19 protein-coding genes are annotated in these 23,983 nt (G+C 71.3%); 3 read left to right on the top strand and 16 right to left on the bottom strand.

Features of this window, described 5'->3' with window-relative positions; genetic code table 11:
• Window positions 1-108: 108 nt before the first annotated feature.
• The 16 genes from RIN80_RS09600 to RIN80_RS09675 all read right to left on the bottom strand — a co-directional run bounded on the left by RIN80_RS09600 (window position 109) and on the right by RIN80_RS09675 (window position 21,048).
• The gene (locus tag RIN80_RS09600; protein ID WP_309095107.1) at window positions 109-822 is read right to left on the bottom strand and encodes a GAP family protein; all 714 of its coding nucleotides are present in this window, start codon (window positions 820-822) and stop codon (window positions 109-111) included.
• Window positions 822-3,422, bottom strand: coding sequence for a class III lanthionine synthetase LanKC (gene lanKC, locus RIN80_RS09605; RefSeq protein WP_309095108.1), 2,601 nt, complete (start codon window positions 3,420-3,422; stop codon window positions 822-824). The genes RIN80_RS09600 and lanKC overlap by 1 nt, the downstream gene beginning before the upstream one ends.
• Before the next feature lie 55 nt (window positions 3,423-3,477).
• The gene (locus RIN80_RS09610; RefSeq protein ID WP_309095109.1) at window positions 3,478-4,044 is read right to left on the bottom strand and encodes a flavoprotein; all 567 of its coding nucleotides are present in this window, start codon (window positions 4,042-4,044) and stop codon (window positions 3,478-3,480) included.
• A 90-nt stretch (window positions 4,045-4,134) separates the two neighbouring features.
• Entirely contained in the window at window positions 4,135-4,455 is a 321-nt protein-coding gene (locus tag RIN80_RS09615) for a hypothetical protein (RefSeq protein WP_309095110.1), read from the bottom strand.
• A gap of 40 nt (window positions 4,456-4,495) precedes the next feature.
• A complete protein-coding gene (locus RIN80_RS09620) occupies window positions 4,496-5,248 on the bottom strand; it encodes an alpha/beta fold hydrolase (RefSeq protein ID WP_309095111.1) in 753 nt (250 codons plus the stop codon).
• Window positions 5,245-12,435: a type I polyketide synthase gene (locus tag RIN80_RS09625; protein WP_309095112.1), complete on the bottom strand. Its 7,191-nt coding sequence runs from the start codon at window positions 12,433-12,435 to the stop codon at window positions 5,245-5,247. Before RIN80_RS09625 ends, RIN80_RS09620 begins: the two co-directional genes overlap by 4 nt.
• The gene (locus RIN80_RS09630) at window positions 12,435-13,583 is read right to left on the bottom strand and encodes a glycine amidinotransferase (protein ID WP_309095113.1); all 1,149 of its coding nucleotides are present in this window, start codon (window positions 13,581-13,583) and stop codon (window positions 12,435-12,437) included. The genes RIN80_RS09625 and RIN80_RS09630 overlap by 1 nt, the downstream gene beginning before the upstream one ends.
• 13 nt (window positions 13,584-13,596) lie before the next feature.
• A complete protein-coding gene (locus RIN80_RS09635; RefSeq protein ID WP_309095114.1) occupies window positions 13,597-14,493 on the bottom strand; it encodes a hypothetical protein in 897 nt (298 codons plus the stop codon).
• Window positions 14,483-15,394 (bottom strand): hypothetical protein, encoded by a 912-nt coding sequence (locus RIN80_RS09640; RefSeq protein ID WP_309095115.1) that lies wholly within the window; start codon window positions 15,392-15,394, stop codon window positions 14,483-14,485. The genes RIN80_RS09635 and RIN80_RS09640 overlap by 11 nt, the downstream gene beginning before the upstream one ends.
• Window positions 15,391-16,149: an SDR family oxidoreductase gene (locus tag RIN80_RS09645; protein WP_309095116.1), complete on the bottom strand. Its 759-nt coding sequence runs from the start codon at window positions 16,147-16,149 to the stop codon at window positions 15,391-15,393. The genes RIN80_RS09640 and RIN80_RS09645 overlap by 4 nt, the downstream gene beginning before the upstream one ends.
• Window positions 16,146-16,772 carry a GNAT family protein gene (locus RIN80_RS09650; protein WP_309095117.1) on the bottom strand — a complete coding sequence of 209 codons (627 nt, stop codon included), beginning with the start codon at window positions 16,770-16,772 and terminating at the stop codon, window positions 16,146-16,148. Before RIN80_RS09650 ends, RIN80_RS09645 begins: the two co-directional genes overlap by 4 nt.
• An 8-nt stretch (window positions 16,773-16,780) precedes the next feature.
• Window positions 16,781-17,014, bottom strand: a complete 234-nt coding sequence (locus tag RIN80_RS09655; protein ID WP_309095118.1) for a hypothetical protein — start codon at window positions 17,012-17,014, stop codon at window positions 16,781-16,783.
• A gap of 5 nt (window positions 17,015-17,019) precedes the next feature.
• Window positions 17,020-18,036, bottom strand: a complete 1,017-nt coding sequence (locus tag RIN80_RS09660) for a ketoacyl-ACP synthase III (protein WP_309095119.1) — start codon at window positions 18,034-18,036, stop codon at window positions 17,020-17,022.
• 286 nt (window positions 18,037-18,322) lie between these two features.
• The gene (locus tag RIN80_RS09665) at window positions 18,323-18,943 is read right to left on the bottom strand and encodes a GNAT family protein (RefSeq protein WP_309095120.1); all 621 of its coding nucleotides are present in this window, start codon (window positions 18,941-18,943) and stop codon (window positions 18,323-18,325) included.
• A gap of 152 nt (window positions 18,944-19,095) precedes the next feature.
• A complete protein-coding gene (locus tag RIN80_RS09670) occupies window positions 19,096-20,103 on the bottom strand; it encodes a ParB N-terminal domain-containing protein (RefSeq protein WP_309095138.1) in 1,008 nt (335 codons plus the stop codon).
• A 204-nt stretch (window positions 20,104-20,307) separates the two neighbouring features.
• Window positions 20,308-21,048, bottom strand: a complete 741-nt coding sequence (locus tag RIN80_RS09675; RefSeq protein WP_309095121.1) for a 4'-phosphopantetheinyl transferase superfamily protein — start codon at window positions 21,046-21,048, stop codon at window positions 20,308-20,310.
• A 324-nt stretch (window positions 21,049-21,372) separates the two neighbouring features.
• Here RIN80_RS09675 and RIN80_RS09680 point away from each other — a divergent pair, with 324 nt between their 5' ends.
• The 3 genes from RIN80_RS09680 to RIN80_RS09690 all read left to right on the top strand — a co-directional run bounded on the left by RIN80_RS09680 (window position 21,373) and on the right by RIN80_RS09690 (window position 23,962).
• Window positions 21,373-22,398 carry a beta-ketoacyl-ACP synthase III gene (locus RIN80_RS09680; RefSeq protein ID WP_309095122.1) on the top strand — a complete coding sequence of 342 codons (1,026 nt, stop codon included), beginning with the start codon at window positions 21,373-21,375 and terminating at the stop codon, window positions 22,396-22,398.
• Between the two features lie 104 nt (window positions 22,399-22,502).
• Entirely contained in the window at window positions 22,503-22,745 is a 243-nt protein-coding gene (locus RIN80_RS09685) for an acyl carrier protein (RefSeq protein WP_309095123.1), read from the top strand.
• Window positions 22,742-23,962, top strand: a complete 1,221-nt coding sequence (locus tag RIN80_RS09690; RefSeq protein ID WP_309095124.1) for a beta-ketoacyl-[acyl-carrier-protein] synthase family protein — start codon at window positions 22,742-22,744, stop codon at window positions 23,960-23,962. Before RIN80_RS09685 ends, RIN80_RS09690 begins: the two co-directional genes overlap by 4 nt.
• Window positions 23,963-23,983: the final 21 nt, after the last annotated feature.

Consider the following 23,983-nt stretch of genomic DNA (forward strand, 5'->3'; position numbering starts at 1 on the left):
AGGTCGCGGCTCCCAATCCCGTCCCCCCGACAATGAAACACCAGGTCAGGGACCTGATCCGCTCACGCGGGTCGGGTCCCTGAGGGGTTTCTGGTCCGGTTTCGGGGGTCAGTCGGACGACAGGAAAGCCATGATGTCGTCGTACGCCGTGGTGTTCGACAGCAGGATGAAGCCCGCGAGGGCGATGAGCCAGGCCGTGTTCTCCTGGGCGTTCGCCCTGAGCCAGTCGTCGATTCTGCGCAGGGGTCTGTGGACCAGGCCCTTGGCGACGAGGCGGGCCAGTGTGACGAGGGCGGCGGGGGCGACCATGACCAGGCAGTAGATCGCGAGGGCGGCGGCCTGGGACGGCCAGGGCAGCGTGCTGCGGCTCAGGGTGCCGAGGGCGGCCAGGTAGGGGAACATCGTGGCGACTTCGAGCAGGACGGCCAGGGCGGCCACGGTGAACAGTCCGCCTGCCGTGGCGGATCGGCCCACCGCCTGCTCCCGCCACCGGGAGAGCCGGCCGGAGCCGGGTTTCTCGGTGCGCAGGAGCCCGTACCAGACGGCGAGGAGCAGCAGCGCGCCTCCCGTCACGGCCATCGCCTTGTCGCCGAGCGGCGATTGCAGGGCGGAGCGCAGGTCCTCCCGGACGGCCGCGAGCATGCTCAGCAGCAGCAGACCGAGCAGCAGGTAGCCGGCCGAGACGAGGAGGAGGTAGCCGAACACCCGGCCGATCCGCAGGCCCGTCGGCATGAGCAGGAACCAGACGGGGATGGCGATGGTGGACACGCCGAGGGTGTCGAGCAGGGCCAGGGGCAGGATCTCGCCCAGTACTTCGGTCATCACCTGACCCCTGGGAGCCAGTCGTCGCGGCGGCCCTCGGCGAAGGCGATGCTCGTGAGCACCCCGGCGCTGCCGGTCCGCAGGTCGCTGGAGAGCTTGTAGTTGCGGGTGCCCGGGTAGTGCAGCCGGTTCTCCCGCGGCCGCACCTCGTGCAGGCCGAGCTGGTTCATGTGGCGGTCGATGAACGACCGGGCGGGATCCTCGTGTCCGTCACGGGCGAGGGAGGCCAGACCGGCGATGAATCCGGACCGGCCTCGGAAGAGTCCGCTCTGGACCATCAGCTCGGGCCCGTTCGCGCGCGTCAGATCGGGGATGCCCGCACCGGTGGGTGCCCAGCCCTCGTGCCGGGCGAACTCCGAGAGGACCAGGGCCGTGCCCAGTGAGCCGACCTCGACGTAGCCGAGGCTGCGGCGGTCGGCCTCGTTGAACTGCAGGGAGCCGTCCGCGCACCGTACGTACCCGGTGAGTTCGAACTCCAGCAGCTCACGGGCCAGGTCGACCGCCGCGGTGTCGTCCATGAGCAGGCCGTAGCGGTGGACGGCGAGGCCGATACCCGCCACGCCGTGCAGGAGGCCGAAGTGAGCGACGTCGGGTGTCCCGCTGCCCCTGAGCCGGCCCAGGAGCCGCCGGGCGCGGTCGACGAGGTCCGCGCCGAGCTTCTCGGCCGTGGCCGCCTTGACGAGCAGATCCTCTCCGGCCGCCATCTCGGCGGCGGCGAGGAAGACACCCGCGAGGCCGCTGAACACGCTGAGCCCGCTGCCGTCGCGTTCCTTCGCCATCGCGGCGTCCACCAGCCACGGGGCGTGCTCCGGGTGGCCGTGCCGCCAGAGGGCGTAGCCGGCGCCCAGTTCACTGTCGTACAGGCCGCATTCGAGCCGGTCGGCCGACTCCCGGCCGCGGACGGCGATCCAGTCGATCACCTGCTCCACGAGGTCCGGGGCCTCGACGCCGCGCGTTCCCAGCAGCGACCACAGCACCCCGGACGCGCCCGTGGCCAGGCAGACCGGCGACAGTGAGAAGCCCGAGAAGTCGTTCCGGAAGAGCCGGTCCGTGCGTTGCGGAGTCATGGTGTCCGCGAGGCCGGCCACGATCTGGGCGGCCCACTCCTCGAAGCCGAGCGCGTCGTCGAGGTGGCTGGACGCCGCGCGCGGGGCGGTGGGCGCGGGCCGGACCTCGTGGGGTGCGCAGAGCCGTACCACGCGCTCGGCCCACTCGGCCGGCAGGTCGAAGCGCTCGGTGCTGGTGTGCAGGAGCTGGTGGAGCTTGGCCCCGTCCATGCGGACGAGATGGGTCAGCGGCAGGTAGCAGGACAGTTCCAGCATGGCGAGGGCGTACTCGTCCGCCGCCCGCCCGGTGCGGGTGTAGTCGTTGAAGCCGGGGGCGCCGGGGAAGGGGCGGGGAGCGTCCTGCTCGATGCACGCCTCCAGGTCGACGAACCTGACCTCCAGGTCGGGTGTCACGATGACGTTGCCCGGGTGGACGTCCCCGAAGACGTGCCCCCGCTCCCACAGCGCCGAGAGGAAGGCGCGGACCTGTTCGAGGATGGTGTCGACCTGCCGGCGGTACTCCCCGACGTCCTGTGCCGTCGGCGGCCGGAAGGGGTCGGGGCGCAGCAGGTAGGGCTGTCTGGCGGCGCACCACTCCAGGAGCGTGGTGCCCCGGATGTACTCCATCACCGTGAACAGGTGCCCCTGCCAGGTGAACTGCTCGTGGACCGCGGGCACGGCGGGCAGGTCGGCGAATCTGCGGAGTGCCTCGTACTCCTGCCGGGCGCGCTGGACGCAGTCGCCGCCGATCAGGTCGTAGCCGGCCGAGGGGCGGGCCTCCTTGAGCACGACCTGGCCGCCGGTGTCCGTGTTCGTCGCGAGGTACACGCCGCCGCTGTTGGAGAAGTGCAGCGTCTTGTCGATCCGGTAGGGCGGCACCGGGCCGGCCGCCGCTTCGGGGGGCCGCGGGGCGAACGCCTCGGGCACGGTCACGAACGAGGGCGCGCGGAAGGGGACGGAACGGCGGTCCGGGACGAGCCGTCCGTCCGGGTCCTCCAGCGCGAAGGTGACCTTGCCCTCGGCGTTGCGGCAGTACCGGCGGGTGTATGCCCCGTACCGGACGTGGACGACGCCGTCGTCGATCCGCAGGTCGGACAGGACGCGCGGACCCTGCCACGTTTCGAGCAGACCGGCCAGCTCCGTCGCGAGGGCGACCGACTGCTGCTCGTCGGCCGGGTAGAGCACGATGCCCTTGCCGCTGACCGGGCGCGGGGCGTACTTGGCGTTGACCAGCCACGCGTACTCGTGGCGCGCGAGGAACTTGAACGGCACGCCGCGTTCGAAGCAGTAGGCGGAGACGAGTTCGAGGAGGGGCGCGAAGGTCTCGGGGGTCACCGCGACATGGATCTTCCAACCCTGGCCGCGCACGGGGTCGCTGCCCGGGCGGCAGACGGTCCAGATCCCGTGCTGGGCGTAGCGCCACCCGTCGGTGTGGGGGACGGCGGTCAGGCCGCGGCGTATCCGCGCGAACCGCGGGTCCTGGCTGTCGGCCTTCCAGTGCCGGATGTCCTCGTACGCGTCCGGGTCGGCGAAGGTGTAGTAGAAGTAGTCCATGTGACCGGCCTCTTGGTGAGCGTTGCTGTCTGAGCGGCCTGTGCACCGGTGGGTGTCAGGCGCTTGCGGTCTCCGGTGTGCCGGCGCCGCGGTCCGGGTGGCCGGCCGCGGCCTCGAACACGCCGATCACGTCCCACAGGGGGGCGGTCACGTCCGTCTCGGCGCCGGTGGAACGGCTCGTGCCCTTCTGCGGACTGACGATGTGGTAGTTCGGGACGTCGTCGAGCCGGCGGAGCACGTCGGTGACGAGCGGATTGTCGAGGACCCCGGGCGGGAAGGTGGGCGCGAGGACCACCGGTGCCGCCGTGCCCAGGGCGGCGAGATGGAACGGGGAGTCGCCGGAGGCCGCGGCGAGTGCCGAGGTGAAGGCGACGGAGGCCGGGAACACGATGATGCCGTCGTACTCGGCCGCCAGCCGGGTGTGGACCGGTTTCAGTTCCCCCTCGGTGTCCCAGGTGTTGCGGACCACCGGTGAACCGGTGAGCGCGGCCAGCGCCGAGGTGCTCACGAACTGCCGCGCCGAGTCGGTGACCCCGACCGTCACCTCGTAGTGGGGCCGGTTGGACGACAACCAGTTGAGCCAGAAGGGCAGGTGGGCCGTGGACAGGGTGCCTGTGGCCACGACGAACAGGTTCGCCCGCCTCGACCTGGCTGCTTCGCTCTTGTCGAACTCCGGCATCGCTGCGTGTGCTCCTCTTCCCTACGGGCGGGGTCAGACGTCCGGATGGTCACGGTGCTTGGGTGCTTCACGCTCGGCCTCCCGGTCGAACTGACGCCTGCCTTCCCGGTCCTGGTCGCGCTCGCGGTCCCCGCCGCGGTTCCGCGAGGATCCGATACCGAGGTCCTCGCGCAGTTCCTCGACGATCCCCTTGGGTTTCCGGCGGCGCGTGCTCTCCCACAGTTCGATTCCGCCCAGGACGATGAGGATCAGGCCGAGGGGACGGCCTTCGAACCATGCGAATTCGAGATCCGGAAAGAAAACGGCGAGCACTGCACCCGCAACAATTGCCGCCAGTCCGAAAACTCGCTTCATACCTATCGACTCCCTGGGTATGTCGGCGCACGCAATACACTCAACTCGGTTCCACCGTACGGCACATGGCGTGTTCGACACCACAAGCGGGTGGCCGACTTCCGACCGCCAGGCCGAAAACCGACTGTCGGAGCAGGCCGATGTCCGTGGAGACCAGGAAATGGCCGCCGGACAGGATCCGGACCTCGACATCGTTTCCGAGTTCCGACCAGCTGTGCGCGGCCTCGACGGGGACCAGCGGATCCAGGTCGCCGACGAAGACCCGGACCGGCAGGGCCAGCGGGCCGTCCTGCGGCCGGAAGCGGTACTCGGCGCACATCCGGGCGTCTTCCCGGAGCCGGCCGAGGTAGGGCGCGACCCATTCGGGATGCTCGACGGCCCAGTCCGGAATACTGCCGATGCGGTGCAGATATCGCACGAGCTCCTGCTCGTCGCGGAAGCCTTCGGTGAAATTCCGCCAGGGAACGTGTGGTGCGCCGAAACTGGCGACGGCCAAGGCCTTCGGCGCCGGGTCGCCGCACTCGTCGAAATGGCGGGTGAGCAGATAGGCGAGGAGTCCCCCCATGCTCTTCCCGAAGAGGACGAAATCATCGTCGCCCACCTCTTTTCGGACCTTGTCCGCGAGGACGGGCACGAGTGCGCCGATTTCCCGGTGCGGCGTTCCGCCATCCTCGGTCCGGTTCGCCGGAAGGGCGATCGGGACGACTTCGATGCCGGGCGGCGCGTACGCCTGCCACGGGCGGAAGACCGAGGCGCTTCCCCCGGCGTGATGCAGGCACACCAGTTTCGTCATCGCGCATCGCTCCCGTCTGCCATGAGTTCCCCCAGGTGGTCGGCGAGCGCCTCGACCGTCGGGTGGTCGTACAGCGCCGACTGGCCCAGCCGGCACTCCAGGCCGCGTTGCAGGTTCCGTCTGAGTTCGATGGCCGTCAGCGAGTCCAGCCCCCGGGCGAAGACGTCCTGGCCGTCCGCCGCCGGCCCCGCGCTCTCGCCGAGCACCCGGCCCACCTGCTCCCGGACGTGGGACAGCAGCAGTTCCCTGCGTGCGGTGCCGGACGCCGCGTCCAGCGTCCGGCGGAGACCGCCGCTGTGCGCCTGCCGCCGCCCGGCACCGGGCATGGCGGCCAGGAGACCCCGCAGGGCGGGGGCGTCGCGGTCCGCGAAGCGTTGCCAGTCCGCGGGCAGCACGGCGACGGCCGCCCCCTCGGGCCGCGCGGTGAGCAGTTCCCGCAGGGCGGCGAGACCGGCCGCGACCGGGACGACCCCTTCTCCCCTGGCCTCCAGTTTCGCGTTCACCCCGGCCCGGGCGCTCATCCCGGTGTCCGCCCACGAGCCCCACTGGACGGACAGAGCGGGCAGTCCCTGTCCACGGCGGTAGGAGGCCAGCCCGTCGAGGAAGGCGTTGGCCGCGGCGTACGTCGCCTGTCCCGGCGTGCCCAGCAGCCCCGAGACCGAGGAGAACAGCACGAAGAAGTCCAGTTCCTGACCGAGGGTGAGGGTGTGCAGGTGCCACGCGCCCTGGGCCTTGGGGGCCATGACGCGCCGGAGCCGCTCCGGCGACTGCAGCAGCAGCACGCCGTCGTCGAGCACCCCGGCCAGGTGCAGCACACCTGCCAGCGGCGGCTGGTCCGGGTCATCGGCGGGACCTGCCAGGGCCCGGGCCAGCTGCTCCCGGTCGGCGACGTCCGCCGTGAGCACACGGACGGCGCAGCCCGCGGCACGCAGCGCCTCGACCTCCCGCAGGGCCGCCCCGGCCGGCGGTGTGCGGCCCAGGAGGACGAGATGGCGGGCTCCGGCCTCGCTCAGCATCCGGGCCACCGCCAGACCCAGTCCGCCGAGACCGCCGGTGATCAGGTAGGCCGCATCGGGGCGCAGACCGGGGCCGCCCTCCGGCCCGACGGCGGCGCGGGCCAGTGCCTCGACGTGCCTGCGGTGGCCGTCGTAGCCGACGCGGTAGTGCTCCGGCTGCTCCTGCGACGCGCACGCCTGGGCGAGTTCGGCGTACAGCAGGGCGGCCGCGCCGTCCGGCGGGGTGCCGGGGTCGAGGTCCACCAGGAGGAGGCGCACCTCGGGGTGCTCGGCCGCCACCACCCTGCCCAGACCCCACGCCGCCGCACCGGCGGGTGCGCCGACACCCCGGCCGCCCACGGGGCGCGCACCGCGCGTGACCAGGCACAGCCGTGGTGCGCCTGCGGCCCGTGAGGCCGCCTTCTGCGCGAGGCGCAGCAGCCCGGTGCCCTCGGACAGGCCGTCCGCGGCGGCGTCCTCGGACACCGCCGCGGACGGGCACAGGACCACCAGGTCGTAGTCCCCGGCGTCCTCGGCGCTGCCGCTGTCCGCGGTCCACGCCGTGTCGTCGGCGACGACGTCGCAGTGCACACCGTGCAGACGGGCGAAGTCGCCGAGTGCGGCGCCCAGCGGGCCGTCCGACACGACGAGCCAGCGCCCGGCGGCCGGTGCCGGGGCGGGCAGGCCGGTGGGGGTCCAGCGTGTCTCGTACAGCCAGTCCCGCCAGGCCTCGCGGGCTGCCGGGATCATCGTCTCGCGGGCCGCGCGCTTGAGCAGCACCCCTTCCAGGGCGAGCAGGAGCGTGCCGTCCGGGGCCCACAGGTCGATGTCGGCGCGCAGGGTCTCCGGGTCCTCCTGGCCGGTGGGCCGCAGCCGGGCGTGGCACCACGCCTCGTCCCCTGCGGTACCGCCCTCGATCCGGATGCGGTCCACGCCGAGCGGCACGTACGTCCGCCGGCCCAGCTTCTCGGGGTAGGTGACGGTCAGGGCGAGGAAGCACGCCTCCAGCAGCACGGGGTGGACCCGGTGACGGGCCGACTCGGCGCGCGTCACCGGACCGAGGGCGATGTGGGACAGCGCCTCGCAGCCGTTGTGCCAGAGCCCGTCGGTCACGTGGAACAGCGGGCCGAGGTCGATCTCCCGCTCCCGTTCCCGCTGGTAGATCTCCTCGGGCGGCAGCGGATGGTCCGCGAAGGACTTCCGCAGCGCGTCGAGAGTGCCGGGCGGCGACGAGGGCACCGTGCCCTCCGGGTCCGCGGGCGTGAGCTGTCCCGAGGCGTGCAGCGTCCAGTCCGCCGGCGGCAGCCCGGCTCCGGAACCGGTCGGCACAGGGCTGGAGTGGACCTCGAAGGAGTACGTGCCGTCCCCGTCGGGCGCCAGGACGATCTGCATCCGCCGCAGGGTGCTGTCGTCGGGGAAGACCATGGCCCGGTGGATGTGGAAGTCGCGCACCCCGGCGGGTGCCGGCCCGAACACCTCGCCCGCCGCGGCGCAGACGAGTTCCTGGTAGGCGACGCCGGGCATGACGACGGACCCGAACACGCGGTGGTCACCGAGCCACGGCAGCGCGGGCACCCCGACCGTGGAGGTGAACCGCACATCGCCGCTGCCCGCGAGGTCGAGCCGGGACCCGAGGAAGGCCGTGGCGTCCGGCCCGGGCTCTGCCGCCGGGTTCCCGGCCGGCCCGGGAGCGTCGACCCAGTGGCGCCGGCGCTGCCAGGCGTACGTGGGCAGCGCGACGCGGCGCAGGTCATGGCCGCCGAACACCGCGCCCCAGTCCGGGTCGCAACCCGCCTCGTACAGCGCGCCGAGGGCGCCGAGCAGCTGGTCGTGGCCGCCGCCTGTCCGCAGGCTGGGGATCAGGACGGCCGTCCCCTCGTCGAAGAGGTCCTCGACGAGCTGGAGCAGGGTCGGTTTGGGGGAGATCTCCAGCAGCCTGCGCACGCCGGCCGCCCGCAGGGCCGTCGCCGCGTCGTGGAAGCGCACCGGCTCGGTGATCTGGCCGACCCAGTAGCGCCAGTCGGCGATCTCCCCGCCGATGGGCTCACCGGTGACGGTGGAGACGATCTCGATCCGCGGCTCGCGGTACCGCACGGAGCGGGCGACCGCCTCGAACTCCTCCAGCATCGGCCGCATCAGCGGTGAGTGCGAGGCGATGGAGATGTCCAGGCGGCGGTGGCGCACTCCCAGACCGGCCAGTGCGGCGCAGGCGTCGGCGATCTCGTCGGACCGGCCGGAGATCACCGTGGACCGGGGACCGTTGACGACGGCGACGGAGCTGTGGGGGCCCAGCAGCCCGGCGACGGTTGCCTCCCCCGCGGCGACGGCGACCATGGCGCCGGACTCCGGCAGGGCCTGCATCAGCCGCCCGCGCGCGTGCACCAGGGTCAGGGCGTCCTCCAGGGAGAAGACGCCGGCGAGGCAGGCGGCGGCGTATTCGCCGTGGCTGTGCCCGAGCAGGACGTCGGGCCGGACCCCCCAGGAGAGCCACAGCTGCGCCAGCGCGTACTCGAAGGCGAACAGGGCGGGTTGGGCGTAGCGCGTCTCGCCGATCTCGGACGGCTCGTCCCCCGCCGCGAACACGACCGACAGCAGGGGCCGTTCGAGCCGGTCGCGAAGCAGCTCGTCGCACCGGTCCAGGGCTGCCCGGAACACCGGCTCCCGGTCGTACAGGTCCCGTCCCATGCCCGCGTACTGAGGGCCTTGACCGGGGAAGAGGAAGGCGAGGCGGCCCGGCGGGGCCGTCACCCCGCCGGGCGCCTCCCTCAACCGTGCCGCGGCCTCGGCGGGGGATCCGGCGACCACGGCACGGCGGTACGGGAAGTGCCGACGGCCGACGGCCGCCGTGTAGGAGGCATCGGCGAGGGAGTACTCCTCGGGGACCGTGTCCAGATGGTCGGCGTACCGGTGGGCCAGTTCGGCGAGCGCCTGTTCGCCGCGCGCGCTCAGCACCAGCAGCCGCGCGTCCGGCCGGCCGGCGCCGCGGTCCGCGGCGGCCTCGGTGTCCGGTGCCTGCTGGACGACGACGTGGGCGTTGGTGCCGCCCACACCGAGCGAGGTGACACCCGCGGTGCGCGGGGCGCCGCCGGTGTCCCAGGCGGTGGTCGCGGTGCTCACCCGGAACGGGGAACGGGCGAAGTCGATCTCGGGATTGGGCTCGCGGTAGTGCAGGCTGGGCACGAGCACGCCGTGGTGCACGCACAGGGCGGCCTTGATGAGTCCGGCCACACCGGCGGCTTCGTCCAGGTGCCCGATGTTGGTCTTGACCGAACCGACGGACGTGCCGGCGCGACCCGCGCCGTCCCCGAACACCCGCCCGAGAGCCGCGAGTTCGATGGGGTCGCCCAGGGCCGTACCCGTGCCGTGGGCCTCGATGTAGCCGACGTCCGAGGGGGCGACCCCGGCCCGCGAGAGCGCGGTGCCGACCACCTCGGCCTGCCCGTCGACGCTGGGGGCGGTGAAGCTGAACTTCTCGCTGCCGTCGTTGTTGACGGCCGAGCCCTTGATGACGGCGATCACCCGGTCGCCGTCGGCCCGGGCCCGGGTCAGCCGTTTGAGGACGACGATGCCGCAGCCGTTGCCGAACAGCGTGCCGGTGGCCTCGGCGTCGAAGGCGCGGGTGCGGCCGTCGGCGGACATGATCATGCCCTCTTCATGGAGGTACCCGGCGTCCTGGGGCACGACGACGTGCACGCCTCCGGCCAGCGCCATGTCGCTGTCGTCGTCGAGCAGGCTGCGGCAGGCCAGATGGACCGCGACCAGGGAGGTCGAACAGGCCGACTGCACGCCCACACTCGGGCCGCGCAGGTTCAGTGCGTACGACACCCGGGTGGCGAGGTAGTTGCCGTCGTTGCCGAGCTTCAGCTGGAACTGCTCCAAGTCGGATTCGGTGAGTGCCTTCCCCCGCCCGTAGCCGAAACGCGGCGCGAGGTTGTTGAGGAGGTACGTGCTCATGCCCGCGCCCGCGAAGACACCGACCCGGCCCGCCACCGCGTCGCCGGGCGGGTAACCGGCGGTCTCCATCGCCTCCCAGGCGCATTCGAGGAACAGGCGCTGCTGCGGGTCGAGCAGCTCCGCTTCCTTGCGGCTCAGCTGGAAGAACTCGGCGTCGAACAGGTCGATGCCGGGCAGGACCGCGCCGGCCGGGACGAAGTCCGGGTGTCCGGCGATGCCGTCGTCCCGCTGTCCCGCACCGCCGCCGGGCAGCGGGCCGACGGATTCGACCGCGTGCAGGAGGTTGTGCCAGAACGTCTCCACGTCCGGCGCCCCGGGGAAACGGCCCGCCATGCCGACGATGGCGATGTCCTGCGAGCCGTCCTCACCGTCGCGCCGCAGCGCCCCGGCCCGTCGCTGCCCGCCCGCCTCGTCGCCGCCGGTGGCGGTGCCGGCCCGGCCGGAGCCGTCGAGGTGGGCGGCGTACGCCCGGATCGTCGGGTACTGGAGCAGGTCGGCCATCGGTACGTCGCGACCGAGCCGGCGCACCAGCTCACGCCGTACCCGGACCAGGAGCAGGGAGCTGCCGCCGATGTCGAGGAACCGGTCGTCGACGGAGATCTCCGCCAGCCGCAGCACCTCGCGCCACACCTCCGCCAGCACCTGCTCGGTGCTGCTGCGGGCAGTGACGGTCTCCTGCGCGGCGAGCCGTTCGAAGGTCTCGGGGGGATCCAGCCGGGCCCGGTCGGTCTTGCCGCTCGCGGTCAGCGGCATCGCGGGCAGCAGGCGGTACGCCTCGGGCAGCATCAACCGCGGGAGCTTCGGCCGGAGGAAGGCGTCGAGCAGGCGCGGCGCCGCACCGGGGTCCAGTGCCGGGGCGGGGACGACATGGGCGACGAGCCGGGTGTGGCCGTCGATCTCGTGGGCGAGCACCGCGGCGTCCTGCACACCGGGGTGCTCCAGGAGGAGGGTCTCGATCTCCTCCACCTCGATCCGCACCCCGTGCACCTTGGTCTGGGTGTCGATCCTGCCGCGCAGCTCGATCACGCCGTCCCGTCCGACGCGGGCCAGGTCACCGGTCCGGTAGAGCCTGCCGCCGCCGGCGGGGTCGTCCAGGAACCTGAGTGCCGTCAGGTCGGGCCGGCCCACGTAGCCCGGGGACACCCCGGCGCCCAGGACGCAGAGTTCGCCCTCGTCGCCCGCGGGCACCTCGGCGAGGTTCTCGTCGAGGATCCGGACCCGTACGCCGTCGATCGGGCGGCCGATGGGGACGACGGCGGGCCAGGTGCCGGGGTCGCCGTCGAGGGTGTGGGCGGTGGCGTCCTGGAACTCCGTGGCGCCGTAGTGGTTGTGCAGCCGGGCTCCGGTGCGGCGGAACAGGTCCCGGATGTGCGGGGTCGTCCGCAGTTGCTGGCCGGTGGTGACGACCTCGCGCAGCGGCGGGAGTTCGCCCTCCTCCTCAAAGACGGCCTGGGCGACCTGTTCGAGCAGGGGGACCGGGAGGAACAGCCGCTCGACGCGCTGCCCGCTCAGGTGGGCCACCAGCGCGAACGGATTGCGCCGCACCTCGTCGTCCGCGAAGACCAGGGTGCCGCCGAAGCCGAGGGTGGAGAAGATCTCGTGGAACGAGAAGTCGAAACTGAGCGCGCACACCTGGGCGGTGCGCATGCGGCAGCTCCCCGGTCGCGCCCGGTCGTGCCAGCTCAGCAGGTTCACCAGGGCGCCGTGCGTCATCAGGGCGCCCTTGGGGGCCCCGGTCGAGCCGGAGGTGAACAGCGCGTAGGCGATGTCCTCGCCGGTGAGCGCGGGGCTGTCCGGCGCGGCACGCCCCTGCGGGTCGTCGCCGGCCGGCCGGCAGTCCTCGTCCAGCGCAAGCACCGGCACCGGCGAACCGCCGGGCAGCGGCTCGCCGTCGGTGATCACCAGGGCCACGCCGGCCGTGCCGGTCACGTGCCGGACCCGTTCCACGGGGTCGGCGAGGTCGATCGGTACGTAGGCGGCACCCGCGCGCATGACGCCGAGCATGGCCGCCACGGCCTGGGGCGACCGGGCCAGCCTGATGCCGACGAAGTCGCCCCGCCGGACGCCCGCCCGGTGCAGGGCCCGGGCCACCCGAAGCGTCATGGCGTCCAGTTCGCCGTAGCTCACCTGCCGGGTGCCGTGCACCATCGCGGCGGTGCCGGCCCCCGGGCCGTCGCCGTGCCGCCGGACCAGCTCGTGAACGGTGCCCGACGGGTGTTCCAAGGCGTGGTTCGGCATCAGACCGCCGAGCGGGACGACAGGGAGGGGAAGTAGTCCTCGCGGGTGCCGTCCCTGCGGATGTCCCAGGTGGCGCAGTGCAGGGAGCCCCCGTACTCGAAGACGTCACGGAAGGGGACGGTGAACACCTCGAAACCGAACGAGTCCAGCAGGTCCTGGAGCGGCTTCTCCTGCTCCTCGCAGACCACCTTCTCCGGGGAGATGCTGAGGACGTTCATGGACAGCCACTTGGAGGACTGGCAGTACAGCGGCATGTCGTCGTTGGTGAGCACCGGCTCCGGCGCGTCCACCAGCTGCCAGCCGTCGTCGGTGAACATCCGCCGCTCGGCCTCGCGGATGGGCCGGTCGGGGTTGGTCAGGACCAGCCCGGGGCGCAGCGGGACGAAGGTGCAGTCGATGTGGGACGGGAAGTAGTCGAGCGGGAAGTGCACGGGGTGCACCCGGAACCCCTTGGGCTCCAGCGTCCGCCGCAGCCAGCGGATGCCGGCCCGGTTGGTGGTCATCGACTCCTGGACGAGGATGTCCCGTCCGAGGCGGCTCATGTCGGCGGCGTCGAAGACGACCTCGTCCTGGGTCACGCAGAACTCGGACTCGTGCATGCGGGCGTGGCGTTCCTCGACCGGCCACTCCCAGAATTCCTGGCGGTACATGGAGTCGGCCATCGTGGGCTTGGGCGCCACGGTCCAGGCGACCCGCTGGTCGGACTCCCAGTACCCGTACACCAGCTTGCGGTAGGGCTCGTACTCGAAGTAGCGGGCCCTGCGCGACATGGTGGCCTCGAGGATCTCGTTGCCCAGCGTGATCATCACGTCCCGCGGGCACACCGCGCAGTACTGGTTCTCGACCTCGAAGCCGGGGGTCCGCAGGGACTGGGAGAAGTCGTACGGCGCCGGGCGCCGGACCGTCACGCCGTGTGCGGCGAGCAGCGCCGCCAAGCCGTCGAGCTGCTCGTTGGCCCGCGCCACGGCCTCGTCGGACTTGGGGCCGGTGGGGAAGGGCACGTCGGCCGGGCCGCGGACCGCCGGGCGGTTGCCGGGTTCCGTGGGTTCGAAGCACGCTCCCGTGGCGGAGCCGACCACGACCTCCTGAAGGGTGTCCCACTCGTTCCACGCGTTCACCACGGGCATGGTTCCGCTGCTCTTGGTCATTGGCTGTTCCTTCTCATCCTGCGATGGTCAGAAGTCGGTGGTCGGCCCTGCCCGCCGTCAGCGCCCGGACGCGGGAGACATAGACCGATTTCGCGGGGCCGACGAGGTCCACGGCGGCGACGCGGTCCACCGCGCACAGCCCGTCGACGAGCCGCGGCAGGCTCGCCGTGTCGAACCACTGCTCGGTGAGCATGTGCCGGTACGCCTCGGGGGTGTCGTCCACCCGGTCGCCGGTGAGCGGCGAGACGACGGCGGCCGTGGCCGGCCGGAAGTCGGCGTCGGCGAGGAGGGCCCTGAACTCGTCCCTCTCCGGCAGCGCCCACGGGCAGTGCTCGGCCCGGTCGATGCGGTCGAGCACGGCCGTGCCCAGGGTGCCGAGGCGGCGCGTGAGGGCTTCGGTCTCGCTGCCGCGGAAGCTGAGGGCGATCAGACCGCCTCCGAGGTCGACCGAGAGCCACGGCGCGTCGTCCGCCGTCGCCAGCACCTCCAGGAGCCGTTCCGCGTCCCCTTCCGACGAGGGCAGCAGCGCGAGGGTGATGCCGTTGGGGTGTGCCTCCTTGCGCGCGATCTGGGTGTTGTTGATGTCCCGGATCAGGCGGAAGCAGGTCTCCTCGGTGATCACCCCGGCGGCGAGCAGGCTGGGGATGCAGCCGGCGCTCATGCCTCCGAACGCGGTCCACCGGGATCCCTCGGCGGAGGTGCGCCGCAGCAGCGCCACGGCGAGGAGGGCCTCGTGCACGGTCGAGGACAGACCGGCGTGGCCGTGCGTCACGTCGAGGTGCGCGGGGTCGAACCCGCAGACCTCGCCGGCCAGTCCGAGCAGGGCGTCGTCCTCGTCGAGGACGGCGGTCAGCTCGTCCCGGGTGAGCGGCACCAGGCCGGGGAAGACGAGCGCGCGGTCACTCGACACGGGCGACACCGCCGGTCTCCGGTTCGATGCCGCACTCCGGGTCCAGTTGCATCGACTTCACGACGAAGGCCGAGGGTTCGAGGACGATGTGGGTGTCCAGCCCCAGGCCCTCGATGTAGCGCAGGATGCCGCTCCAGTCGAGGATCGTGGTGTACTGCTCGACGGCCAGCCGCGTGATCGCCGCGCCGCTGGTGTAGGGCCGGGCGTCGTGGCTGATCAGCGGGATGTCGAGGTTGCGGCACGGGTCGTTGAAGTGCCACTCGTCCGCGAACGTCTTGCGGACGCCGTCCATCAGGTCGCAGTGCCCGGGGTAGCTGAACGGGATCGGCTTGTACAGGGCGCCCGCCTTCATCAGCGCCGGCTTCATGGCGTCCAGGTCCGAGGTGCGGCAGGCGGCCAGGAACTGGTTGCTGGAGACGTGCCCGGACAGGTGCAGCAGGTGGTCGACGCCGTGGGCGCGCAGTTCCCGGAACACGGCTTCGTGGTCGCCGTTGTAGAAGAAGACGCTGACGTAGTCGGTGCCCTCGAAGACGTCGATCTCGATGGCGGCCATGGTGTGGGACATGCGCACCATGTCCTCCAGCGACACCCAGCCGACGGCGGCCGCGGCGCTGATGAAACCGAGGCTCATCCCGGTCACGCACACCGGCTGCACGTCGCGGCGGCGGACGTCCTGCTGGTAGCCGACGACGCCCATCAGGTTGATGAGCGGGCGGCGGAACCGGGGATCGTTGAGCTGGTCCTCGTCACCGTCGCGGAGCACGCCCCGGAAGTCGATCGCCAGGGTGTCACTGGCCAGGTCGAGCGCGAGCCGCATGGGCCGGGAGTCCAGGCAGCGCTGCCGCACGTCGGCGTCCAGGTACACCTGCGAGGGGAAGATGTACACGCCCGTGGCGGTCACAGCGAGGCCCCCTCGTCGACGGTGACGACCTCACCGTTCACGGCGGCGAAGTCGGGGCCGGTGATCCGGCGGATGACCGCGGCGACCTTCTCCGGCGGCATCAGCCGCTCCTCGAAGTCGGGGCCCATGACCTCCTCGACCACGTCGCGGGGAACGGAGTTCAGCAGCTTGGTGTCGCGGATCGGCCCCGGGGAGACCGTGTTGAAACGTACGCCGAGCCGTCCCCACTCGCGGGCGAAGCCGCGCGTCATCATCTCGATGGCGGCCTTGCTCGTGATGTAGCCGATCGCTCCGGTGATGTAGCGCCGGGTGAGGATCGAGGAGACGTTCACGACGCTGCCGCCGCCCGTGGCGGCCAGGGTCTGCGCGCTGATCGCGTTGATCTGGTACGTGCCGAAGACGTTGGCGTCGATGACGGTCTTGAACGCCTCGGCGTTGGAGATGGTGGCCACGGCGGCCTCGTTCGTGACGGCGCAGTTCACCACGACGTCGCAGGGGCTGACTTCGAGGAGCAGTTCGCGGATGCGCGCGCCGCCGGTGTCCGCCGTGGGCAGGGACAGCTGCCGTATCTCCGCGGTGCCGCCTGCCTCCCGCACGGCCGCTGCGGCCTTCTCCGCCTCGTCCTGCCGGCCGTGGTACGTGATGAAGACCTTCTGCGCCAGCGGCGCGAACTGGCGCGCCACCTCCTGGCCGAGGCCGCTCGTACCGCCGATCACCAGGACGTTGCGGTACTCCTTCGGCTGTTCTGCACTCATCGTTGTTCCCCCTCGGGAGATCCGGGATCGGCTGGCGCGTGCCGCGTGAGACCGTCGGCGAGCGCCCGTACGCGGTCCCTGTCGACACGTCGTCCCACACGCGGCTGGTAGTGCGGATAGGGACGGCGGTACTCCTCGCGGGTCAGGGAGGACTTCACGGCGGGGAGGGTCCCGTCCGGTGTCTGGAAGTAGTCCTCGCAGACCGCCTCCAGTGACAGTCCGTCCGTCAGCGCCAGATGGAGGGTGCTGTCGTTGTGAAGTCCGGTGGTGAACTCGACGCGGCGGCAGTTCAGTACCTCGAAGAGGTAGTCGACGAGGAGCATGGCCGCCTCGATGCCGATGCCCGTACGCCACAGCCGCTCATCGCCCGTGGCGCCGCCGACTTCGTAGACGCCCTCGCCCAGCCGCCAGAAGTGGGCCACCCCGACGAGCGTGCCCTGCCGGTCGGTGATCAGGGCGCCGCGGCGGCCTTCGCCTTCCAGCCCCTGGTACTGGGAACGGCGCACCAGGTGACTCGACGTGCCCCGCAGCAGGGTTTCGCACTCGGTGGCGGTCAGCCACTTCGCCACTGTCTCCAGGGAGTCCGGCGAGAACGGGACCAGTTCGCACAGGAGCCCCTTCACGAGTGCTCCTAGGCGGCGTTCAGCTGGTCGTGGACGCTGCGCAGCGAGCTCACGTCCTCGACCTTGAGGTCGTAGACCCGGTCGCCGAAGACCGGCAGGAGAGCGGAGGCGAACCGGAGGGTGTCCATCGACTCCAGGCCGTACGCGCTGTCGCGGCCGAAGACCACGGTGTCGTCCCCGGGGACCTCGCCGCCCGAGCGCTCACCGAAGAGGCTGAGGAAAATCTTGCGGAGTTCGTCCATGATTGTCACGCTTCCACTCGTATGTCGTAAGGCAGCCGGAAGCAGAGCGAGCCCCACATGAATCCGGCTCCGATGGCTCCCACCGCGATGACGTCCCCCGCCGCGGCCCGGCCGTTCTCGGCGAGGCGCCACAGCGCGGTCAGCGGTGACGCGCCACCCGTGTTGCCGAGGGTGTCGACCGTGACGGCGACCTTGGCCATGTCCACTCCGACGGAGCCGGCGATGTGCTCGATGAGCCGCAGATTGGCCTGGTGCAGGGCGAAGCCGGCGACGTCCTCGATCTCTACCTCGGCCGCGTCGAGCGCTGCCGCGAGCGACTTGGGAACCCTGGTGGTGGCCTCCTGCCACACGGTGGGACCGTCCATGGTGAGGTAGGGCGTGACCGCCGAGTCGTCCGCGGGATCCTGCCTGTTCAACAGCGCGGTGCCGGCCAGGGCGACTTGGCCGGAGGGAGAGTTGCCCAGGTCGTAGCTGAGGAGGCCGTCGGATCCGGGCGTCTTGGTCAGCACCGTGGCACCGGCGGCGTCTCCGAAGAAGACGCGCACCACGCGATCCGCCGGGTCGGTGGCGCGTGAAGGGCCCTCGGCGCACACCACGAGGGCGTTCTGCACATCAGGTTCCTGGAGCAGGCAGGACGCGGTGTAGACGGCGTAGACGACGGACGCGCAGGCGTGCTGCGTGATGTCGACGATGCGCGGGGTCTCGATGCCGAGACGGTCGGCGAGCAGGACTCCGAGGGAGGGCATCACCCATTCCGGGCTGCTGCAGGTGACCACCAGGACGTCGATGTCCCGCATGTTCAGGCCGGCCTGCCGGACCGCCTTGCGCGCGCTCTCCTCGGCCAGATCGGTGATGGTCTCGCCGTCGGAGAGGTACCGCCGCTCGCGGATGCCGGTCTTCCGCTCGATCCAGTCGGGCGAGGTGTTCAGCGTCTTGCAGAGCTCTTCGTTCGTGACGACCCGGTCCGGCAGGGCCATGCCGACGCTGAGCGGACTGGTCGGGGTGAGTTGCCATCTGGGCACGCGGCCTCCTCCAGGGTCGGACGGGTCGGGAACGGTGCGGTGCGGTGAGGACGGCGGGCCGACCGCTGCGCGGTATTGCACGCAGCGGCCGGCCCACTCGTCCGGGCGTCAGCAGCCCTCGCTCGCGCCGCTGGCGGGCAGCTCGACGCCGTCGGCGACGATCTCGGTGCCCTGCAGGTCGATCACGTTGGTGAGATCCATGACATTTCCCCCTTTCCGGGTTTCGGTTCCTATGGGATGCACCACCCAGAAGGGCGATGGTCTCGGGTGGACGCGAGATCCGGGGTCACGCACTCCACGACGTGCCGTCGTGGGCGGCCGTGAGATCTTCCAGCGTCTTCTTGCGCAGCGAGGAGAGGAGTTGTGCGCGGCTTTCCGTCAGCCGTTCCCCGCGTTCGACGAATTGTGCGACATCGGCTCTGCAGACTATCCCGGCCCAGAACTCGCCGTCGATGAAGAAGCGATCCCTCAGCATTCCTTCGACGATGAATCCGGAATACTGGGTGAGATATTCGAGCAGGGCCTCGTTGTAGGTGGCGACGAGCAGCTCGACCCGCTTCACCTCGGCGGCCCGCAGCAGCATGGACAGCGCCGCTCGAATGGCCCCGTCCGTGGCTTCCGGCGTCCAGGCCTCATCAGAGCACGAGGTGAGGATCAGGCGGAAGTACCCCGGAGTCTGGCCTGCCGACCAGCTCACGGCGCCGATGACCCGCGAATCCCGGCGGACGAGGACGTGGGATTTCCGCTCGTCCTCGATGATCCGCCGGCGCATGGCCGCCGTGCGCCAGACCGGCCCCTCCGTGGAAACGTAGGAGAAAGGAACAGCGAGCACTTCGTCAAGCAATGCTTCTTCGCCCCCGGTGACGACCGGAACGAATTCCATCGACGTACTCGCGCTGCCGTCCATTCTCCCCCGATTCCCTCAGCCGCTTCTTTTCGGCCTCCCTGCGGCTCTGAAACAAACCTAGATCGGGGCCAAATGAAGTGTCAACGGAGAACCGAGCGAAAAGCGGCTGCCTTTACGCGAACTCCGGAATCCGGCGACCTGCGGACACGGAATTAGGAGGCGTCCTGGACTCCACCGCGCCGCTCAAGGGCGGCGGCGATCCCCGCGTAGGCGTGGGCGTTGGCCCGGAGCAGCTCGGCCACGGTGCCGGCCCAGTGCGGAGGCACGTGGTGCACGATCCGCTCCAGGGCGGCCTGCTCCACGGAACTGTGGTTGAGCAAGCGCAGCAGGGCCCTGCCGGATTCGTTGAACCGGATCGACGGGTCGTTGCGCAGGCTCTCCAGCGTCGCCTCTCGGTCGAACTTCCAGGGGGCGTCGGCGCGCAGGGGCGGAGCTTCCTTGGCGGGGCCGCTCTTCGGGACGGACCGCACCGCCTGCTCGGGTCTGCGCTGCTGCGGCACCACTTCCTCGCCGGCCCGGAGCCGCTCCCGTACGTCCCGCACGGTCGAGGGGGCCACGCCGGCGAGCCGCGCGACTTCCCGCAGGGACAGTTCCGGCTGCTCGGCGAGTAACCGGCCGGCCTCGCGCCGCCCCGAGTCGCTGCTCAGAGGCCTCGCACGCCCGTCGCTCCCCGTTCGCCTGTCCAAGTGTCCACTCTGGACGGTCGACCGCTTCCGGAGGGCTCCGACCGTGGTGGCGGACAACCCCGTGGCCCGGGCTATCCGGCGGTCCGACCACGTCGGATGGGTGCCGAGGATGCGGCCGGCCGCGGCGGTGCGGTCCGCCAGGGACAGCGGCAGGCCGTGTGAGGCGTTGAGCGCGACCCCGAGGATGAAGGCATCTTCGTCCGTGCCGTCGAAGAATCGCGCGAGGATCGTTTCGTGTCCGTGGTGCTGTGCCGCTTTGACCCGGTGCACGCCGTCGACGACGCGCAGCGTTCCACGCTGCACAACGATCGGCGGAAGTGTGGTATCCGATGAGGCCAGCAGCCGTACATGGCCGAGATCAAGTCCGGCTCGTCGCGGTGAGTCCTCGATGTTCAGCGAGGCGATGGGGACCGTTTCGGGTATCTGGACCACTCTATCGAGCAGAGCCGTATGACATGACGCCACGTCATCCATGCTGTTTTCCCCCTGATTTTCTTGTAACTCTGGCCACACTCATTCTTTGCCGTACCGCGATCAGGTCAAGGGCTGGCAATCAACACCAGCCACGGGGGATTCGCCGCCTCCTCCCCCTTGACTGGAAAGCATCCATGGCCGGAAGCCGCCATGGCGCGGCGGGACGGCGTGTCGGGGCGACGGAAGATGGCTGAATGTGAAGCTTTACGGAGAGCTTGTCGAGGGCTCGTGCCCCTGGCATGCCCCGTCTCCCCCGCACGTCACCGCGACGGCCGTCCGCAGGATCCCGTCGCGGAGCTGCCAGGTGCCGTCGAAGCACCCGGCAGTTCCGGCCCCGAAGGCCGTGATCCGGGTGCCGAAGGTGCCGTCGTCGCAGAAGGCGACCTCGGCGTCGGCGAAGCCGAGGTGTCGGCCGACCAGGGGGTTCCACGCCTTGTAGACGCTCTCCTTGGCACTGAACAGCAGGCGCTCCCACCACACTTCGGGCCGGTGCGCGGACAGCTCGGACAACCGGTGGCGTTCGGACGGGGACGAGATCAGGGGCAGGATCGCGCCGTCGGGGAGCGGAAGATTGGGCTCCGCGTCGAGTCCGAGTGACGCCATGCGCGGCGACTCGGCCACCGCCGCCGACCGGTACCCCGAGCAGTGCGTGATGCTGCCGACGACGCCGGTCGGCCAGACCGGGGCGCCCGACGGGCCCCGCGGAACGGGAACCGCCGGGCGGCCGAGACGGCGCAGGGCTTCCCGCGCACAGCTCCGGGCGGTGATGAACTCCCGCCGGCGTTTGCCGACGGCCGACGCGATGAGGTGGCTTTCCTCGGGAAAAAGGTCTTCCTGGACATCGTGGAAAAGCTCGACGTGGACCACGGACGCCGGAAACAGTGCGCCGCCGCCTCTCACCAAGTCGCCCCGGCCGTCCGATCCCTGCGTGTCGTACACCGTCATGCCGCGATTATCCCGGTAATGCGCTCCCGGTCGGCGGCAACTGTGCGGGCGTCTATGGAGCTTGACAGGCCCATAGCGGCAAAGCACAGTGATTGACGTCGGTTACTCGGTCATGGACCGAGGGCGTACCACGGGGCGGTCCGGACACAAGACCCGCCCGATTCATGGTGTGCACACAAAAAACGCGGAGTCGCCGTGCTCGACACCGCCCGCAAAGGGGATATGCACACCGCCCGTCGCCCGTTCCCTTCTTGCGAGACCTATCGGCTCGTCGAAGGAATTGTGCGCGTGCCGCAGTGAGCAATGCCGATTTCACGGGGAGGGATGGCGATGGCAGCGGTGCTCATGGGCCTCGGGGGATACCTCCCGCCGAAGGTGGTCACCAACGAGGACCTCTCGGCGACGCTGGACACCACCGACGAGTGGATCACCACCAGAACCGGAATCAAACGCAGACACGTGGTGGACGGCGGCCTGTCGACCGGAGACCTGGCGGTCGAGGCGGGGGCCAGGGCGCTCAAGTCCGCCGGGCACACGGCCGTCGACACGGTCGTGGTGGCGACCACCTCACCGGACCGGCTCTGCCCGGCGGTGGCACCCGAGGTGGCCGACCGGCTCGGCCTGGGCCCGGTGGCCGCCTTCGATCTGACCTCCGCGTGCAGTGGCTTCGTCTACGGACTCGCCACGGCCGCGGGACTGATCGCCTCGGAAGCGGCCGACACGGTCCTGTTCATCGGCGCGGAGGCGTTCACCACTCTGGTGAACCCGGCCGACCGTACGACGGCACCCATCTTCGGCGACGGGGCCGGAGCCGTGGTCCTGCGCCGCGGCGAGCCCGGCGAGACGGGCGCGCTCGGCCCCTTCGACCTGGGAAGCGACGGCGCACGAGCCGATCTGCTGGCGATCCCGGCGGGCGGCTCACGGCAGCGGTCCGCGGACGGCGGGCCGGCCCACGACGTGGTTCCCGAGGCGGACTGGTATCTGCGGATGGCCGGCCGCCCCCTCTACCAACAGGCCGTCGGGCGTATGAGCCGCTCGGCCCGGACCGCCCTCGACAAGGCCGGCTGGACCGTGGCCGACGTGGACTGGTTCGTCGGCCACCAGGCCAACGTCCGCATCGTGCGGGCCGTGGCCGAGGAACTCTCGATGCCCGAGGAGCGGACGGCCGTCAACATCGACCGCGTGGGCAACACGCTCGCCGCCTCCATCCCGCTCCTGCTCAACCACCTCGCGGCCGACGGCGCCCTGAAGCCCGGCGCACGGATTCTGCTGTCCGCCTTCGGCGCCGGGCTCTCGTGGGGCTCGACGGTACTGGAGTGGCCGGACCTGTCCGTCGAAAGCGTCCACTGACGCCGGCTGCGCACTCCACCCGCCCACACGGTTCACCGGCGCCCGCAGGGGTGACCGACCGGCCGGCTGTCCGGCCGCCCACCACACAGATCACGGGAGAAGAAATGAACACCATGCACGACTCCGTCGCCGAGGTCATGGTCACCCGCTTCGGAATGGACCGGGACCTCGTCGTCACCGACGCGACCTTCGACGATCTGGGCCTCGACTCGCTCTCCCAGATCGAGCTGGGCACCGCCCTGAGCAAGGAGCTGGGAGTGGACCTCAGCGACGACGAGATGGCGGAGCTCTCGTCGGTCGGAGACATCGTGACCCTGCTGGAGAGCAAGGGCGCCGACGCCCGATGAGCGGCTTCGCGGCGCTCGTCACGGGAGCGGGGCTCGTCACCTCCGCCGGGACAGGGCTGAAGGCGAACTGGGAGAAGGTGCTCGCGGGCGAACCCACCGCGGCCCATCTGCCGGAACTGGACGGCCTGCCCGTGACGATGGCGTGTCGCGTGCCCGGTTTCTCTCCGCAGGACTTCGGGCTCCGCGACTTCTGGAAATGGGACCGCTTCACGCAGTTCGCCGTCGTGGCCGCGCGCGAGGCGCTGGAGCAGGCGGGACTGACCCCGGGCGACTGGGCGGACAGCGCCAGAGTCGCCGTGCTCATCGGCTCCGGGGCGGGGGGCACGGCCACCTTGGAGGCACAGCACCGGGCCCTGCTGGAGGACGGTCCCACCGCGGTGTCCCCGCTGACCCTGCCGATGGGGCTCGTCAACATGGCGGCCGGCCAGGTGGCGATCGACATCGCGGCCCACGGTCCGTGCCTCGCCCCGGTCACGGCGTGCGCGGCCGGCGCCAGCGCGATCGGCATCGGCCGGGAGCTTCTGCGGCAGGGTGTCGCGGACGTGGTCGTGGCCGGCGGGGCCGAGGCCCCCATCACCCCGCTGTACGTCTCCTCCTTCGCCCGGATGCGTGCGCTGTCCCGGCGCCTGGACGATCCGGCGACCGCGTCCCGGCCCTTCGACGCGGGCCGGGACGGCTTCGTGCTCGGTGAGGGCGCCGGGGTCCTGGTGCTGGAGTCCGAGGAGCACGCGGCCGCACGCGGCGCCCGTCCGCTGGCCCGGCTGACCGGCTACGGCGCGTCCTCGGACGCGCACCACGTCACCTCGCCCCACCCGCAGGGACGGGGCGCCGAGCTGGCGATGCGGGCGGCGCTCGACGACGCCGGCCTGACCGGCGAGGACGTGGACTACGTCAACGCCCACGGAACGTCGACACCGCTCAACGACGTGACGGAGTCGGGCGTCATCAGCCGCATGCTCGGAAACGGGGTGCGGGTGAGCTCCACGAAGGGCGTGACCGGCCACCCGCTGGGCGCCGCCGGGGCGATCGAGGCCGCCTACTGCGCACTCGCCGTCCGCGACGGACTGATCCCCCCGACGGCGGGCCTGACCGACCCGGACCCGCGGATCGAGGTCGACCTCGTCCGCGGCGCCGCCCACCCCGGCCCCGTCCGCGCGGCCCTGAGCAACTCCTTCGGCTTCGGTGGCCAGAACGCCACGCTCGTCTTCACGTCCTGACCCGCGCCGACGACGACCGAT

It is taken from the genome of Streptomyces sp. (assembly GCF_031181705.1).
Classification (GTDB): domain Bacteria; phylum Actinomycetota; class Actinomycetes; order Streptomycetales; family Streptomycetaceae; genus Streptomyces.